The sequence below is a fragment of the Paenibacillus sp. AN1007 genome, assembly GCF_040702995.1.
Classification (GTDB): Bacteria; Bacillota; Bacilli; order Paenibacillales; family Paenibacillaceae; genus Paenibacillus.
Genome location: NZ_CP159992.1, coordinates 2,330,190 through 2,348,520, shown reverse-complemented (window position 1 = coordinate 2,348,520; position 18,331 = coordinate 2,330,190). Strand labels below are relative to the sequence as shown.

Sequence of the window (18,331 nt, the reverse complement as noted above, 5' to 3'; positions counted from 1 at the left end):
GGCAGGTATAGTGGTCGGCAGGTTTAACCATAGTCAAGGGAGATTGAGAATATGATAAAGAAATTTGTATACTCTCAAAAAGTTGCGCCTTATGTTTTTGTATTGCCATTTATAATCATATTTTTGATATTCTGGTTTTCCCCCCTTGTAAATTCATTCGTAATGAGTTTTCAAGATAGGATGTTGGGGCAGGATCCTAAATGGATTGGTGAAGCGAATTATTCGAAATTGCTTACAGATAAAGTGTTTTTGATATCTATTAAAAATAGCGTTGTGTACATGTTAGGAACCTTAGTGCTGTTAATTCCCTTTCCCATGTTATTCGCCGTTATGATTAACAGTAAGTTAATGATGGGAAGAGAGTTCTTTAAATCTTCGTTCTTTCTCCCTGCCTTGACATCTGTCGCAGTTGCGGGTACCATTTTCCGCCTGACATTCGGTGAAATGGAAGGTTCATTAATGAACAGTTTCCTGGGTCTATTTGGTGTAGAACCTATTAAATTTTTGAAAGACGGAAATTGGAGTATGGCAGCACTGTTAATCCTCGCATGTTGGAGATGGACAGGCGTTAATATGCTTTACTATCTATCCGGTTTGAAAAACATTGACAATGAATATTATGAGGCTGCCTCAATTGACGGTGCATCTGCTTGGCAGAAGTTTAGAATGATCACAATGCCATTATTGAAGCCGACCACGGTATATGTTACCACAATTAGTGTTTATGCAGGTTTAGCCATGTTTACCGAGAGTCTGATGATGTTCAACGGTAACAAATCACCCCAAAATATTGGCTTAACCATTGTTGGATATCTGTATAGACAAGGGATTGAGCAGAATAAGCTGGGTTACGCAGCTTCGGTTGGTATCATTCTGTTAGTCATTGCTATGGTTATCAATTTAACACAGTTAAAATTTAGTGGAATGTTCAAAAAGGAGGAGGATTAAAGTGGGCAGAAGTCAGACAAGGAGTGATTTCATCTCTAGAATAGTAATTATTTGTTTCTTTATTATACTATTCGTTATAATTATGATCCCATTCTACGCAGTGGCCCTATCTTCCTTTAAACCAGGTGAATCATTAGTTAGATATGGTCTTAACCTAAGTTTGGATTTTGAAATCATGAGTTTTGATAATTTTATCTTTCTGTTTACTGGAGAACATGATTATTTTGTGTGGTTTTGGAACAGTATGATTTTAACAATCGCTCAAGTGGTTTTAACACTTTTTGTAAGCGCATTTGTTGCATATGGTTTTGCAGCATATCAATTTAAAGGTAAGAACTTCCTCTTTATATGTGTTTTGCTCATTATGATGGTGCCTTTTGAAATACTGCTGGTTCCTTTGTACAGCCTAATTAATGATTTGGGAATGGTGAATAGCTATTCAGCAATCATTCTGCCGGGTATAGCTAATGCCGCGACAATATTTTTCTTCAGGCAATATCTAAGAAGCATACCCAAAGAGATTATTCAATCTGGGCGGGTTGATGGCGCAAACGAATATGCGATTTATTTCAGACTAATTATGCCGATTATGAAGCCATCCTTTGCGGCAATGGCTATTTTGAATGGGATGAATAGCTGGAATAATCTGTTGTGGCCATTCATGGTACTCGGAGATCAGAGTAAATATACACTTCCAATCGGTTTGAAAACGTTGTTAACTCCTTATGGCAATAACTATGACCTATTGATCGTGGGCTCCTTCTTCTCCATCGTTCCAATTTTCATACTGTTTATTGCCTTCCAGAAATATTTCATAGACGGTATGACTGCAGGTGCTGTTAAAGGGTAGTAAAAATTAAGACGAAACGGGTGATAAGATGGAAATCCAACAACGAGCGTTACACGACATTCAACCATTAATTGAACAGAGAGCTGATCCTTTTATTTACCGACATTCTGATGGTTATTATTACTTCGCAGCATCCGTTCCGGAGTATGATCGGATTGAAATCCGTAGAGCTCAGAACCTTGAAGAGCTTGTTACGTCTACTCCTGTAGTGATCTGGAGAAAGCGCGAGACGGGTATCCTTAGTGCCAATATTTGGGCACCCGAACTGCATTTTATTGATAACAAATGGTACGTGTATTTCGCTCGCAGCACATACGACAGAAACAAATGAAGGCTTGTTCGACCACCGGATGTACGTGCTGGAGAATGAAAATGCCAATCCGCTCCAAGGCAGTTGGATGGAAAGAGGGCAGGTTCGTACCGAATGGGAAAGCTTCGCCCTCGATGCCACTACCTTTGAGCATAACGGCAGCCGTTATTACGTATGGGCACAAAAGGATCCAAATATTGAAGGTAACTCTAATCTGTATATATCTAAAATGAGCAATCCATGGACGCTGACTGGGCCGCAAACGATGATTTCGCTGCCGGAATATGACTGGGAGATCATTGGTTATAAAGTGAACGAAGGCGCGGCATTTCTTCGCAAGGGTAATCGGGTATTCCTCTCTTACTCGGCTAGCGCCACCGATTACAATTATTGCATGGGGCTGCTTGAAGCCGACGCGGATGCTGATTTGCTCGATGCCACCTCATGGCGCAAGTCGCAAACAGCGGTTCTCTCGACCGATGAGAGCATATCAATGTATGGTCCCGGCCATAATTCCTTTACGGTCTCAGAGGACGAAGAAGAGACGCTATTTGTGTTTCACGCAAGAACGTACAAGAACATTGTAGGAGATCCGCTGTACGATCCGAATCGCCATACATTTGTGACAGCGCTTTTGTGGACGGCTGACGGCAGACCCGATTTCCGCAGCTCTGTTGATGCACTTGCACGTTCTTTACAATGAACGAGTGTCCCAACAAGGTTGGTTGATAGATTTGAGTTCGTTTATCCAACTTGCCAAAGAGAGACAGTAAGAACCTCGAGGGCACTCTACTATGTGCCTTCGATTTCGCTCTAAAGATAATACGCCAAACCGTATCATAAGGGCAGGATAGTTTAACAAATAAGTCATGAGGAGAAAGTTGAAGGAAAGATTTTGGATTAGAAAAGAAGAAAGGTCTAATACAAGAGAACAACAGGTGTACTTATAGGAAAGGAAGATATGTAATGGAACTGCTTGGATTGTCACTATCGGTAGTAAACAATCCTTTGAACGCATTAGCTTTATCAATCATGTGGTTAGCGTTATATATGGCTATCCCTGGAGTTGGTATTGGATTGTTGTCGAGGGACAAGAACATTGTACCATTCAAAGTCGCTGCTATAGCGGCTTTTTTGTTTTTAGGAACCAAGTTCTTGTCCCAAGCGAAGGACAAGAACATTGTGTCATTACCGATTAGATTGTTATCTAAATATTTTCAAGTAAAAGGAAACTAACGGGTCATTTTCATCAATGACGGCAGACTGTTTAAGGAGCTTCACAAGACGGAACTGGGAAGACAAGCATTTTTCGGTCATTTCGGTCATTATTGAAGTTTTGGCGACGCTCGGGGGTGATCATCATGACGCTGTTTAAAATCGCAAGGAAGAACATTCGACATAATCTCATGAATTATTTTCTTATTTCGCTTCAATGATATTCAGCAGAATCTATGTGAAAGGGAGCTCGGTCAAATCTTACCATGAAGTGCAGGCGGACGAGCTCCCCGAAACAGCAAAGCAAAAGCTTGAAGGTGACTTGAACTAACTTTTATCCGAGACGGTTCCATTGCTCTGCATCGCTTATTTGTTAAGCAGAAGGTTAGCCCTTCTGCTTACGGCGCCTATTGACGGAATAAAACAGATCTCCCATAAGAACTGCCGGGCACACTTCCAAACGTAGAGCATCTATAAGGACGTGTTTCACAATGTTAACATGCTGATTGAGGAGCTTCAGGCAAGTGAACTGGAACGGAAAAAGCTGGATCAGATGAAAGCGGAATGGATTTTGAACATCTCGCATGATATCAAAACGGGCCTGCTTCAATCCAAGGGTACTCTGCAGAAATCAACTCAATCTGAAGAACATAAGTATGGTCATCTGGTCCGCAGCACGGTCATTGATACGTTGAACGAAATCCACTACGGTAACCGAAGTATCCATTTTCATAACAGTAACAGTAACAGTTGTTTTTCGACTGATTTTTTACAAATATTCTTCTTGCGAATCAATATATCATTAGACAACACATAAAATGAATAATTTGTAAATATAACAAAATAAGTTAAAAAAGAATCGACATGTTTTTCGAGCTTTCGACAGGAATAATATTATATAATTGAATAACATAAACATTAAATCCAATAATTTCAATCATCCTATGTAATTCGAGGAGTGGATCGATATTAAAAAGGAAAATATAGAAAACATTGTCGCATTGTCTCCTGTTCAAGAAGGAATTTTATACCATAGTATGAACGAAAAAAATTCTATGACATACTTTGAACAAATCTGCATCTCTCTTATGGGCACGGTGAATATTGACTTATTCAAACAAGCGTGGCACAAAGTCATTGAAGCCAATGAAGCACTACGCTCGCTTTTTCGCTGGTCAGGATTAAGAAAGCCCGTTCAGATCATTTTAAAGGAAAACCCACTTGAACTGCACATTAACCTTATAGAATCAGAGAATCAATTGAGAACAGAAGAGCTATTGGAAGGAATACGGAGTGTTGATCGCCAAAAGGGGTTCGACTTACAGGAGAAAGTACCATTTAGGGTATATCTTACTCAAGTAAGTCAAAATCATTTTGAGATGATGATCAGTAACCACCACATATTATTAGACGGGTGGAGCACAGGTATTATTCTCAAGGAATTCACCGAAATATATGAAAGATTGAAGTCGGATGAACCAGCTGTTATCCATAAAAAAAGAAGGATGATAGATTATATCAAATACGTACATAACTTAAATCTAGATCAGGAGAGGAGGTATTGGCTTTCTAAGCTCAATAACCTTGAACATGCTCAGATCAAATCTTTTATCGCAACTGGAACTCTAAACACAGTAGACGCAAAGCAGCATATCCACGAGTTGTCCTCACTACAAACGGAAACCTTGCGTAATGCTGCTAAGAAATATGAGATGACAATTGCTGGATTAATCTATGCTGCTTGGTCAACTGTGCTGCATATCTATAGCTGCCGGAGAGATATCCTTTTTGGTACTACATTTTCAGGTCGAAATGTCCCTATAGAAGGGATAACTGAAATGGTAGGGCTTTTTATCCGAACGCTTCCTTTTCGCGTACAGCTGGACGAGAGTAAATCAGTTCAGCATCTGCTTCAGCAGGTCCAACAATCTTTACTAGAATGTGAAAATCATAGTTTCTATCCACTCGGACAAATAATGCAAGATATCGGTGAGAATAACCCGGATCATGGATTGGATACTTTATTAGTCGTGCAAAATTATCCGCTTATTCAAATGGATGGGCAGGAAAAATCATCTAGTGATTTCACTATTGATTCTCATACCGTCCACGAACATGCGCATTATCCGATATCTGTTGGAGTCCAGACATTTGAAAACATTAAGATCACGATTTCTTACCGCACCAGTGATTACAACGAAGATTTTATTACAGGGCTACTACAAGATTTCGTATTCTTTTTAAATCACATGGGTGATAAACAGAAGAGGACGGTTAATGAACTGCTTAATTTACATCAGAATGAACTAAAACAGCGGGAAAGTTTAACGATGTCACTTCAGTGCCAAGAGAAATTTTTCGTAGAAAACGATACTGGACAGGAGTTGACCTATGCTCAGTGGTTTGAAGAGCAGGTAAGAAAAAATCCTGATCAGTTGGCGGTTGTGTTCAGAGAAGAAGAGTGGACGTATAAAGACATCAATCATCGTGCCAATCGCTTATCACAGCTGCTAATTGAAAACAAGGCCGGGCCCGAAGTTCCGATTGGTGTATTCCTGTACAGATCGGTTGACCTAATCATCACCGTACTTGCCATTCTAAAATCAGGTGCAGCCTTCGTACCAATGGACGCTGACTTGCCTTTAACAAGAATTAATGACATCTGGGAGGATACTCGCTCACCGCTTGTTATTGTGGATCACCACACGCAAGCTATGCTTAATGAACAGGAGTGGGAATGCAAATTCATTCATCTTTCAGAATTAGATCAAGTGCAGCGGGAATGCGAAGACGTGAATATTAGACAAATCGGACATTCTCTAGCTTATATTTTGTATACCTCAGGGACATCCGGTAAACCAAAAGGCGTCATGATCGAAAATCGGAATCTTGTACACTTTATTCGCTCATTTGACCGTAAGCTTGGTTGGACTCGAGACAAAATAATGCTGTCATTATCCACGTTCTCCTTTGATATTTTTATTGTCGAGACCTTGCTTCCTCTGGTTGTTGGTATGAAAGTGGTTATGGCAGATGCCCTGGAGCAAAAAGACCCCATTCTTTTAAGTAAGTTGATAGAACGACATGAAATCAGCATTATACAAATGACGCCAACGAGGCTGAAAACATTGCTCAGTTCCCCTGCAAATACGAAACGCCTGCAGAGCGTAACGGATGTTTTAGTTGGTGGAGAGGCTTTACCCGAACAACTGGCCCTCTTGGTAAAAAACAGTCTCGGTGCTGAAATGTATAACCTCTACGGACCAACAGAGACTACCGTCTGGTCTACTGTATATCGATATAACGAGACTACTGGAGTTAGCATCGGCAAGGAAATCAACAATGTCAAAATTCAAATTATGGACGATACCGGCCGTCTGAAACCTCGTGGGGTTCCAGGAGAATTGTGGATTAGTGGAGATGGAGTTGGTCGTGGCTATTGGAACAGTTCTCATTTGACTGCCGATCGGTTTGTTTCTGATCCGGATGGAACAGGCAAAACAATGTACCGAACTGGAGATCTTGGGCGCTGGGATGCACATGGACACCTAGAGTTCCTCGGACGTATGGATCGTCAAGTGAAAATTAGAGGATATCGGATTGAATTAGCAGAGGTTGAATCCCACTTACTGTTAGCTCCAGATGTTGCTGCAGCCGCGGTCATCGTTAGCCAAGAGGAGGAAAAAATCCCGTATTTATGCGCGTACTTAGTCGGAGAAATTACACTTTCCCCTCAACGAATCAAAGCATTTCTATTATCCAGACTGCCAGATTATATGGTTCCTAGCTTTTTTATACAAGTGGAGCAGCTTCCTCAGAACCATAATGGAAAGCTGGATATCAAATCGTTACCTATACCTGCATGGAATGATGAATTAAATAATATATCAGATGATGTCTTTGTGCCCCAAAGCGAATTGGAGCATGTTCTCATGCACGTATGGAATGATACTTTTTCATTGCAAGGAACCCCTCATTCCAATGTTCATTTTATAGATCTCGGCGGCCACTCGCTGCAAGCAATGTATTTGGTAATTGGCATTCAAAAAGAGCTGGGGATCTCAGCGACAGTTCAGGATGTTTTTCGCTATCCGACACTTGGTCAGTTAGCAGCGTTTTTGACCGGTGGGCAAGGTAAGGAGACGCTTCCTTCTCTTATGCCTGCACCACAATCTAAAGACTATCCGTTGTCTTCAGCTCAATTGGGCATTTATTTGAGCAGCAAATGGGAAGAAAACAATACAGCATATAATTTACCATTCGAAATCAGGATTAAAGGCAATACATGTGTTCAAAAAATCGAATCTGCGTTAAGACAATTAATTCAAAAACACGAGGCATTACGCACAAGTATACGTGTTGAAGGAACTGAAATCAGACAGATTGTTCATGAAGAAGTATCATTCCGTCTCGAATTTAATTGTATAAACATTACAGAGCTAAACCAGTACAAGAATGAATTTATTCGTCCCTTCGATCTAAGTCAAGCACCATTATTTAGAGCAAGATTACTCGGCCTTGATGAGAATAATTATGTACTGCTAGGCGATCTTCATCATTGCATTGCGGATCATTTCTCCATGCAATTACTTATGTCGGACTTTAACAAGCTGTATCAGCAAATCGATGTTCCTAAATTCACTTTACAATATAAGGATTATGCAGTTTGGGAAAAAGAATTTGAAAAAACAGAAGCATACGCTCAAGCAGAGAAGCACTGGATGACCGTGATTAACGAAGCCCCTATTCCTAGGGCACTCCCTTCCGATGGTAAAAGATCTTCTAACGAATTCAGCGTTAGCAGACTTGAATGCTCTTTCTCAACGAAGCTTGCCCAAGGTGTAATCACACTTGCAGACAAACATAAAACATCTACATTCAGCGTCTTGTTGGCTGCGCATTTTATTATGATGATCAAGTACACGGGCCAAGAGGACATCACCGTAGGTGTGCCTTTGTCGGGGAGATGGCATCCAGATTTAGAAAAAATAAGTGGGATGTTTGTTAATACAATGCCGATTCGACATACGTTAACTTCGAATGCTTCATTCTCTAATTTAGTTGGAGAGGTGAAAAAATCGATTTTACTAGCACTGCAAAATCAATACTTTCCTTTGAGTCGTCTAGTACAGAATATAAGAAATATTGGTGGGAAATCGTCGGAGCTGTTTCAAACTGTTTTTACATTTCTTCCGATGGACAAAACGTGGGAACTTCCTGAGATGAGTATGAGCCTGAACCCGCTTCATCATACACAAAGCAAATTCGACTTAACCGTTACAATATTGGAAGAAGATCGAATGCCTGTTCAAATAAAGATTGATTATGCACACTCTTTATTTGAATCGGAAAGTGCAAAAAAATGGGTGGAACGATATATGCATGTACTGGATCAAGTGACGAGTCAGCCGGATAGGATGATCCAAGATATCCACATCATTGAAACCTATGCTGCAAAATTCGAACCAAAAGAAGAAACGGACTTCCAATTCTAAACAGCGAAGGAGCGTATGGGTGTGACCAAGCAACTATACAGTGAAAAAGTACTACTTGCTTCCGGCCTTCACGGTCAAAAAGAAACGCTCATTGGACTTGTGTCAGAGGAATTGCCTAAACCAGTAGTACCTTACGATAGAATTCCAGAACGAATGTCAGATCGTGAACACTCATCAACTCTTCTTCATACTGTCAAAAAAGAAGTACCTGCCGCTATTGCGCGCGAGTTGATTCGCATAAGTAACGGATCCGATACAAACCTTCAAGCACTTGCTTTGGCTTGTGCTTCCGTACTTACCTATAAATACGTAGGTGCGGACTATTTTCTGCTCGGTGTGCCTGCTAGCGTGATACCTGTTCAGATATCCTCTAATCTTAGCTTTAAAGAACTTTTACTTGTTACTCGTAAGCGTCTAAACGAAGCACAAGCTTATTTGCAGTATCCGCTTGAGGTGCTGGCTGACGAACTAAGTCTGGCATGGGAAGGAACGGACAACCCTTTTTTCGACATCGCAGTAATGGTTGCATCTTCGCATGACGTGCTGTGGATGAATGATATTGGAACTGCTTTTACCTTCTCACTTGATATAGAAGTGGATCTAGTACAGTTGACTTTGTACTATGATGCTGAACGCTACAATCAATCGTCTGCTGAACGGTTACTGACACATTTCTTATTGATCCTAGGTAAATCTTTATCCGATCCAGAACAACCTATTGGCTCTATTTCAATAATGAGAGACGAGGAAATTGTACAACTTCAACAGGAGTTAACCACAGAGTTAATCGATGAAGGGGATATGCTTCTCCATGAAATGTTCGCTCGAAAAGCGATTGATATTCCTGACCATACTGCACTTATCTATGGAGAGTGCAAGTTATCATACGGGGAGCTAAAGAAACGGGCAGATTGTATTGGACGTGAACTTCTAATGGCTGGTGCCGGTATAGGTACGATTGCAGCCATTCGGCTGGAACGTTCCTTCGACATGGTAGCAGGTATACTAGCCATACTTAGCATAGGAGGCACCTACTTACCAATTGAACCTAGTCTTCCCGAAGCGCGTTATCATTACATTTTAGAAGACTCCAGCGCCAGTATACTCCTAACCTCTCAAAATCTTGAAAACATAAATCATCCATTAGTCAAAACCGTGATCTTTGTAGAAAATATAACTGAAAACTCGCAAGTTGATGCAGATGATGGAGAACCGGACATTCGTCCGATCAAACAAACTCTTAATAATCCGGCTTATATTATTTATACCTCGGGCACGACGGGAAATCCAAAAGGAACCGTTATTCAGCATAAGCAAATTACTTGTCTATTGCGGCATACACTCCCTATGTTCGAATTTAATTCAGATGATCGGTGGACTTTATTCCATTCGTTTAGTTTCGACTTCTCGGTGTGGGAAATGTTCGGTGCACTTGTTACGGGAGGTACTCTTGTGATCGTAGCAGAGCATACAGCTAAGGATACAACTAGCTTTGCCCGTTTGCTGATAGAAGAAGCCGTAACGGTTCTCAATCAAACACCTTCGGCTTTCTATCAACTTATTCGAGAAGAGTCTATTTCAGCATGGGATCCCCGCTATATTATTTTTGGCGGCGAAGCTTTAATGCCAAGTAAAATCAAAGATTGGGCTCAGCAGCATGTTTCGGTTGAATTGGTTAACATGTACGGAATTACAGAGACCACAATCCATGCAACATTTAAAAGATTAGAAGAAAAAGATTTCAGATCTTCTTTAAGCAACATCGGTGTTCTTTTACCTCACTTACAAGGAATGATTGTGGATCGAGATGGCCACCCGGTGCCATCCGGTGTACCAGGTGAGTTATGGATCGCGGGACAGGGTGTTGCGCAAGGATATCACAGGAAAGAAAAATTGACCCAAGAACGTTTTATGTTTCATCCTTTAATGGAAACAACTCGATTCTATCGAACAGGAGATCTGGTACGTCGAATGGAGAACGGAGATCTCGAATACTTGGGTAGAATGGATCAGCAAGTCAAAATACGTGGGTATCGGATTGAAATCGGTGAAATCATGGAGAAGCTGCTCCTCCATGATTCCGTTATAGATGCGGCAATCACAACGGAAATAGATGACATGGGACGTACCGAGCTTGCTGCTTATATCATTGCTAGAAATGTCATTACAAATGAAGAAATACGTAGTTTTTTAGAGGCACGTTTGCCTATTTACATGGTTCCAGCACATATATATGAAACGAATTCCATGCCACTTACCATTAACGGCAAGCTTGATTACCGTAAGCTCCAATCCGAACGAAAAAAACTGGCTGCACGAACAACAAAGATCTCGCCTCGGAATGAAATGGAACAAGTCATATTTGATATTTGGAAAAAGCATGTGCCTCAAAAAGCTGATTTCGGTGTAGATGATTCACTGTTTTATATTGGAGGACACTCACTTATTGCATCCTTGATTATCAACGAAGTAAACCAATATTATGGATGTACTTTGTCAATCCGATCTATTTTTGAACATCCCACTATCGCATCGCTCTGTGAGGAAATAAAGGAACGTATGGATCATACGTTCACCAACATACCTGAAATTGGTAATAAACAACACTATGAATGCTCTTCAGCACAAGAGCGGATATACTTTCTCAGTCAGGCAGCAGGTGAAGAATCCACATTATATAATATGCCTGCAATGCTGGAGATTAAAGGACCGTTAGAGGAAGAGAAACTGCAATCGGCTTTCAAGAAACTTGTATCTAGACATGCGGTCTTGCGCACCTGCCTTGAGGTACGAGAAGGACACCCTGTGATGCGGATCGTTCCAGACCATGAATTCACGTTAAACACAAACTTTGCTATAACTTCACTTGACGAAATGTCTCTCGGCGGGTTCATAAAGTCTTTTGTCAGACCTTTTAAGCTAAACAACGTGCCGCTATATAGAGTTGAATTACTTTGTATCGCTGAGCTTCATTACTATCTTCTGTTTGATATGCACCATATTATCGGGGATGGAACCACACTGGAAATATTACTTAGCGATCTGCTCTCCCTCTACGAAGAGAAGACGCTCGATCCAATTTCAGTTGGTTACAAAGATTATGCGGCTTGGCAGAAGCGAGGGCTTGGTAACAAAGAGATGCTGACCCACGAGGCGTACTGGCTTGAACAGTTTGGTGGAGATATTCCGATTCTCTCCTTACCTTTGGATTCACCAAAGAAAAACACAGACGACTGGCAGGGCAGCGTTCTTAAATCGACTTGTGATCCTGACATTGTACCCGCTATAACTGCATTTGCTCAAAACAAGCAAACTACCCTGTTTACCGTTTTATTAGCTGCATTTAATGTGCTGCTTCACAAATATAGTGGACAGAATGATATCGTCGTCGGCACACCAGTAGAAGGACGTGAGCATCCGGATGTAAAAAAGGTGGCTGGTGTTTTCGTGAATACCTTGGCATTGCGAAACAAACCTTCAGGACAGATGACATTTGATCAATTTTTAAAAGAGGTCCATCAAACTCTCATATCTGCCTTGGAGCATCAGTCTTACCCATTTGAGAAGCTGGTTTCTGAAACAAAGACCGAACGAGGTATCAATCATAATCCTTTATTTGACACCTGGTTCTCACTTCAGATTTCGCCAGATATCCCTAAAATCGGTCCGCTGCACATACAGGCAAAAGCGATCTCCCCAAACTTAGCCAAGTTTGACCTTAGTCTCTACGCTGTTATGCATAACGAACGTTCGCTCGACTTGGTATGGGAGTATCGAGCAAACCTGTTTCGTGAAGAAACGATTCAGAGACTGTCCGAACATTTTATCCAACTCCTTCGGTTGATTACAGATGATCCCTCAGTACCACTTCAAGAGATTTCATGGATGAGTGATGCTGAGCGTACCAAATTGCTTCGAAAGTGGAATAACACCAAATCCGCTTATCATGCGAGTGGTGGCATTCATCAATGGTTTGAAAAATGGTCCAACATCTTAGGGGAACACACAGCACTTGTTACCTCTGAAGAAAGATTGACCTATGATGAGTTAAATAAAAAGTCTAATCATATGGCTCATCTACTAAGAAGTTATGGTGTGAATCGAAATACACTTGTCGGAATTGTCATAAGGCGTAATCCGAATCTCTTAATTGCGATCATGGCAGTACTTAAGGCGGGTGGTGCCTATCTGCCTATTGATCCAAGTTTTCCGGGTGAGCGTATCCAGCATATGCTCAAAAACAGTGGGGCAAAACTGGTATTGACCGACTTGAGTAAAGAGGATCATATCACCTCAGCATGGCAATATGACGGTGAAATTTTGCGACTGCAGGACGAGTGGGCGAAACAACCTGCTTCATTTGCTAACCCACAATCTGTCAATGATCCGGATGATATGGCTTATATTTTGTACACGTCAGGTTCCACTGGTTCTCCTAAAGGCGTAGTTATCACGCATGATAATCTGTTCAATTTTATTCATGCAATGGGGGAGAGACTGGATTGTCCTGCAGGTGCTGGTGTACTGGCTCTAACGACGGTATCGTTTGACATCTTCTTTGTAGAGATGCTTTTACCTTTGTTTAACGGTATGAACGTATTGTTAGCGGACGAAGCGATGCAGCAAGATCCTGAATGGCTCGGCAAATTTGTGCAAAATACACCTGTCCATACGCTGCAGCTCACCCCATCCCGTCTCGGGATGCTGCTCAAACATGAAGCAGGGGTACAGCTTCTTAGCCAGAGCAAGCAGATCCTAGTTGGCGGTGAACATTTGTCCCTAGTCTTACTTGCTGAGCTTCAAGCGGTTACTCAGGCAAAAATCTTTAACATGTATGGTCCAACCGAAACAACGATCTGGTCTACGGTGCAAGAACTAACCCTCTCGACTCGTAATGATATCGGGAAACCCGTTGCAAATACCCAAGTGTATGTGTTGGATTCATTGGGCAAGCCAGTTCCTACGGGTGTTCCCGGAGAATTGTATATCGGGGGCAGAGGAGTATCCAGAGGCTATCATCGTAATGCTGCGCTGACAGAAGAACGTTTTGTGCCTAATATATTCACAGGTGATGGAAGAATGTATAAAACCGGTGATTTGGTTCGCTGGCTAGAAAATGGAAACCTCATGTATATGGGCAGACTCGATCATCAGGTGAAAATTCGAGGGTACCGCATTGATACAGAGGAAGTTCAAGAAGCGATAATGTCCTATGAAGGAGTGGCAGAAGCTGCTGTTCTAACTGAACCTAGCCAAGAACACGGTGAAATATTGGTCGGTTACTACACGGCTAGGGATTTCTGTGCGCCTAGAGAGGTGCGGAAACATCTTTCCAAATTTCTTCCTCCATACATGGTGCCTGGGCGTTTAATACACGTTTCTTCATTTCCATTAACGCCAAATGGCAAACTGGATCGCAAGCGACTGTCCACTACACATGCCATTGAGTATAGAGAAGAAGAGGCTCACCAACTTGTTAAGCCGTCAACTGAACTAGAGCAGCAGATTGCTTCGATATGGGAGAAAGTACTGGGGCTTTCAGCACCGCCATCTATAAGCCAATCTTTTTTCGAAATTGGTGGAAACTCTCTGCAAGCCAGTTCGATTTTGTTAATTATGAATGACCGGCTAGGAACTAACATCAGCTTACGTGAGTTTTTCATAGAGCCGACAGTGAGAGCGCTAAGTGCTTTAGTTGAAACTAAGGGACTTGCAAAAGTGCTAACGATACCTGTGACCGAAGGAACAGAGTACTATCCTCTTTCTCCTGCACAGCGGCGCATGTATTTTTTATATCAACTTGAAGGAGAAGGGCAGGGTGTCTCCTACAACATGCCGTTAATGGTTAGAGTTAGAGGATCACTTGATCCAGTCCGGATGAAGCTTGCTCTAGAAAAGCTGGTCAAGCGTCACTCTTCACTTCGCACCTACTTTGAGATTCTCGACGGCAAGCCTGTGCAAAAAATTCAACCCACTGCTGAAATTCCTGTATGTTATCGGGAGATTCAATCCGACAAAGAGCTCCCTGAGGTCGCGGCACAGTTCATTCAACCTTTTACTTTGGAACAAGCACCGCTCGCCAGAGTTTGCCTCGTTCGTATCGGGCAGAATGATAGCCAATTCATGATGGATATGCATCATATTGTTGCTGATGGAATCAGTACGGACATCATCATTCGCGATTTTCTTGCTCTTTACGAAGAAAAGCAGTTGGTGCCTGCACCTAGGGTTGATTATAAGGACTATAGTGTATGGCAGATTCACCAGATTGAAGCTGGCGCTTATCAAGATGCGGAATCATTCTGGTTAAAGCTTTTGGATGGGGAGTTACCATTGCTGAATTTGCCAATTGACCGGACAAGGCCAGCAGTCAAGGGATATGACGGGGACACGGTCAGAACAAGCTTACTTCCGTCCCTGCGAGAAAAATTAATTCAGGTCGCAGCTAATAAGGGCGTTACCTTAAATACATTGCTGCTTACCGCATACTATACGCTGCTCCATAGACTTACAAACCAGGAAGACGTCATCGTAGGCTCACCATTTGCCAATCGACAGCAAGCAGATGTTCAGGAAATGATCGGCATGTTCGTTAACACTGTCGCCTTAAGGTCCTATCCATCTGCTGAAAAAACGATACGGGAATATGTAGGTGAAGTAAGCGAACTTCTACTAGCCGCACAGGAACAACAAATGATTCCGTTTGAGAATTTGATTGAGCGCTTAAATCTGCCTAGAGATATGAGCCGTAATCCACTATTTGATACGATGTTCAGCTACCAAAATAAGCAGCAGCAGTTACCCGTGACGACGGAGTTGAAATTGGAGCCTTATTTGTATTCTTTTCCAATCTCCAAGTTCGATCTCTCACTGAATATACTAGATACTTCTGAAGAAATGATTTTGGAACTTGAATATAGTAAAGAGCTTTTTGAAGCAGAAACCATTCAACGTTATCTAGGTTATTATGTCCGCATATTGGAAGCATGCACTGTTGATCTGGATCAGAAACTGGGAGAAATCGAAATCTTATCTAAGGTAGAAGAGGCAAAGCTCCTATATAAAAATCATCAACTTCTTCTTATAGATGAATTGGATTTCTATACGTTGTTTGAACAAACGGTTTATCGAAATAGTGAACGGCCAGCCTTGTTCTATGGAGGTCAGCAGCTTTCTTACGCCGAGCTGGAACGAAGAGTATCCATTCTCGCGTCTGAATTACATGGGAAAGGAGTACGTGTTGGTAGTAGGGTCGGTATTTTATTGGAACGTTCAATGGAAGGCATCATTTCTATTCTGGCTGCTCTGAAGACTGGGGCTGCGTACATTCCTATTGACCCTAGTTATCCTGCAGAGCGGATTTGGTACATGCTCGAGAATAGTAATGCGAAATGGATCATCTGTCATGGACATCCCGAGCAGGATCTACCGACTTCAATACGTACCATTGCTATTGAGAGAATGGATTGGTCCACCGTCCCAACACCATTTGAAAAGCCGCGAATCGACGGAAACAGCCTAATGTACATCATCTATACTTCAGGTTCTACCGGCAGGCCCAAAGGAGTAATGATTGGACACCGTCAATTCGTTAACATGTGCAGCATATGGAAGGAAGAATACCAACTCCACGAACCGGGTTTTAGCCTTCTCCAGCTTGCAAGTATATCCTTTGATGTGTTTACTGGCGATATGGGCAGAACCTTACTACACGGAGGCAAGCTTGTCATTAGCACAGAAGAAGAAAAATATGATTTTCATCGCTTGCATCGCCTATTGGTTGATCATAAGGTCACGTTGTTTGAGTCCACTGCAGCGTTAATCGTACCCTTTATGAAATTTATATGCGAACTAGAGATGGCCATTCCGCATCTAAAGCTGCTTATTATCGGCTCCGACGTATGTAAAGTCCAAGATTTCAAGCAGCTTCATGACAGGTTCGGTAACAATTTTCGAATCGTGAACAGCTATGGTGTGACTGAAGCAGCGGTAGACTCAAGTTACTATGAATGGAAGCCAGGTACACAATTCCCAGAAACGACTGTACCTATTGGAAAACCTTTACCTAATGTCTATTTCTATGTCTTAGACCGTCTTGGAAAGCTTGTCCCGACCGGTGTAGCCGGAGAGCTTTACATCGGAGGAGTCGGCGTAGGGTTAGGGTATTGTGGCCAGCCCAAGTTGACGGAAGAACGCTTCCTGCCTGACCCATTTAATAGTGGAGAGAAGGTTTATCGGACGGGGGATATGGCCAGATGGCTAAAAGACGGAAACATTGAGTTTTTAGGCCGCGAAGATGAACAGGTTAAAATACGAGGGCTGCGTATTGAAACCGGAGAGGTTGAAAGCGTGCTGCGCCGACATCCTTTGATCCAAGAAGTCGTCGTCGTCGCTCGTAAAGAAGAAAGTAGGGACGCGCTTTTATACGCTTATTTTACGTCCGAAACGGAATTGGATTATCGTGAACTACAGCTCCTTTTGGCGGCTTCCTTACCGGATTTCATGATTCCAACTCGATGGATGCGACTTGAGACCTTACCAATTAGCCATAACGGGAAAATTGACATTAAAGCGTTACCGCTACCTCAAGTACCAGCATCTTATTTAGGGAACCGTCCAAATCTGCCATCTACGGACCTCGAAAAACAGCTAGCCTCCATTTGGATGACTGTGCTTGATTGCAGTGAAGTAGGAGTGGATGACAACTTTTTCGATCTAGGAGGAAATTCAATGTCCATCCTGGAGATGAATACTAAAATCCGAAAGAAATTATCGCTTGATTTTAATGTGGCCACATTGTTTAGATATCCAACGATTCGCACCTTCATCGCTCAGCTAAATGCGGCACCGTCTTCGGTTCAAACTGAGATAAACGCGATGGAACAGAAAAAGGAGGAGTCCATACGTATTAAGGATGCAAATGAACGAAAAAAAGAAATGCTGAATCGAAGACGAAACCGATAACGGGCAAAGAAGTGGAGGACGAGAAAATGGTGCCTACAGGTACACGTTTAATCTCTGTGCAGGATTCTGCACAGAGAGAAATTCTAAGCAATCTTGCTGCTCTATATCTTCATGATTTGTCCGCATACACGCGTGAACTAGAACCGAATGATCAAGGATTATTTGAATATGAAGGGCTTCATTTATACGAAGAAGACGAACGCCTACACGCTTTTTTAATCATGCATGATTCCAGAATCGCTGGATTCGTCCTGCTTAATGAACCTCCTTACACATCAGAGGATGTAAATTATTGTGTGAATGAACTATTTATATTGAATCCCTTCAGAAACAAAGGAATCGGGCAGGCGGCCGTACGTCTTGTCTTTGAACAATTTCCTGGAAAGTATCTTGTGTTTCAGTTAGCCGAAAATCAACGTGCGATCTCTTTTTGGAGAAAGGTCTACGAAAAATACAGCATACATCATACTGAAGTTGAAGAGTTATATGACGGAGATTTGTGTGTCTTTCAACGTTTTGCAATAGGTAAGACGTAGCATACAAAGGAGA

Annotated in this window: 7 protein-coding genes and 1 pseudogene; all 8 read left to right on the top strand. The window is 42.0% G+C overall.

The features are described 5' to 3' along the window. Positions 1-51: 51 nt before the first annotated feature. The 8 genes and pseudogenes from ABXS70_RS10530 to ABXS70_RS10495 all read left to right on the top strand — a co-directional run bounded on the left by ABXS70_RS10530 (position 52) and on the right by ABXS70_RS10495 (position 18,318). Positions 52-948: a sugar ABC transporter permease gene (locus ABXS70_RS10530; RefSeq protein ID WP_366295652.1), complete on the top strand. Its 897-nt coding sequence runs from the start codon at positions 52-54 to the stop codon at positions 946-948. Position 949: 1 nt separating this feature from the next. Continuing rightward, positions 950-1,798: a carbohydrate ABC transporter permease gene (locus tag ABXS70_RS10525; RefSeq protein WP_366295650.1), complete on the top strand. Its 849-nt coding sequence runs from the start codon at positions 950-952 to the stop codon at positions 1,796-1,798. A 28-nt stretch (positions 1,799-1,826) separates the two neighbouring features. Further along, positions 1,827-2,811, top strand: a pseudogene (locus ABXS70_RS10520) (family 43 glycosylhydrolase). A 263-nt stretch (positions 2,812-3,074) separates the two neighbouring features. Next, positions 3,075-3,344: a hypothetical protein gene (locus ABXS70_RS10515; RefSeq protein WP_342551275.1), complete on the top strand. Its 270-nt coding sequence runs from the start codon at positions 3,075-3,077 to the stop codon at positions 3,342-3,344. 460 nt (positions 3,345-3,804) lie between these two features. Continuing rightward, positions 3,805-4,140 carry a hypothetical protein gene (locus ABXS70_RS10510; protein ID WP_366295648.1) on the top strand — a complete coding sequence of 112 codons (336 nt, stop codon included), beginning with the start codon at positions 3,805-3,807 and terminating at the stop codon, positions 4,138-4,140. Positions 4,141-4,285: 145 nt separating this feature from the next. Next, positions 4,286-8,818 carry an amino acid adenylation domain-containing protein gene (locus ABXS70_RS10505; RefSeq protein WP_366296608.1) on the top strand — a complete coding sequence of 1,511 codons (4,533 nt, stop codon included), beginning with the start codon at positions 4,286-4,288 and terminating at the stop codon, positions 8,816-8,818. A 21-nt stretch (positions 8,819-8,839) separates the two neighbouring features. Continuing rightward, positions 8,840-17,782: an amino acid adenylation domain-containing protein gene (locus tag ABXS70_RS10500; RefSeq protein WP_366295646.1), complete on the top strand. Its 8,943-nt coding sequence runs from the start codon at positions 8,840-8,842 to the stop codon at positions 17,780-17,782. Positions 17,783-17,808: 26 nt separating this feature from the next. Continuing rightward, on the top strand, positions 17,809-18,318 hold the full coding sequence (locus tag ABXS70_RS10495; RefSeq protein WP_342551277.1) for a GNAT family N-acetyltransferase: 510 nt from the start codon (positions 17,809-17,811) through the stop codon (positions 18,316-18,318). Positions 18,319-18,331: the final 13 nt, after the last annotated feature.

Excerpts from the sequence above, each read along its gene's own strand:
- ABXS70_RS10515 (WP_342551275.1), top strand. The coding sequence starts at position 3,075 with ATGGAACTGCTTGGATTGTCACTATCGGTAGTAAACAATCCTTTGAAC.
- ABXS70_RS10495 (WP_342551277.1), top strand. The coding sequence starts at position 17,809 with ATGGTGCCTACAGGTACACGTTTAATCTCTGTGCAGGATTCTGCACAG.
- ABXS70_RS10530 (WP_366295652.1), top strand. The coding sequence starts at position 52 with ATGATAAAGAAATTTGTATACTCTCAAAAAGTTGCGCCTTATGTTTTT.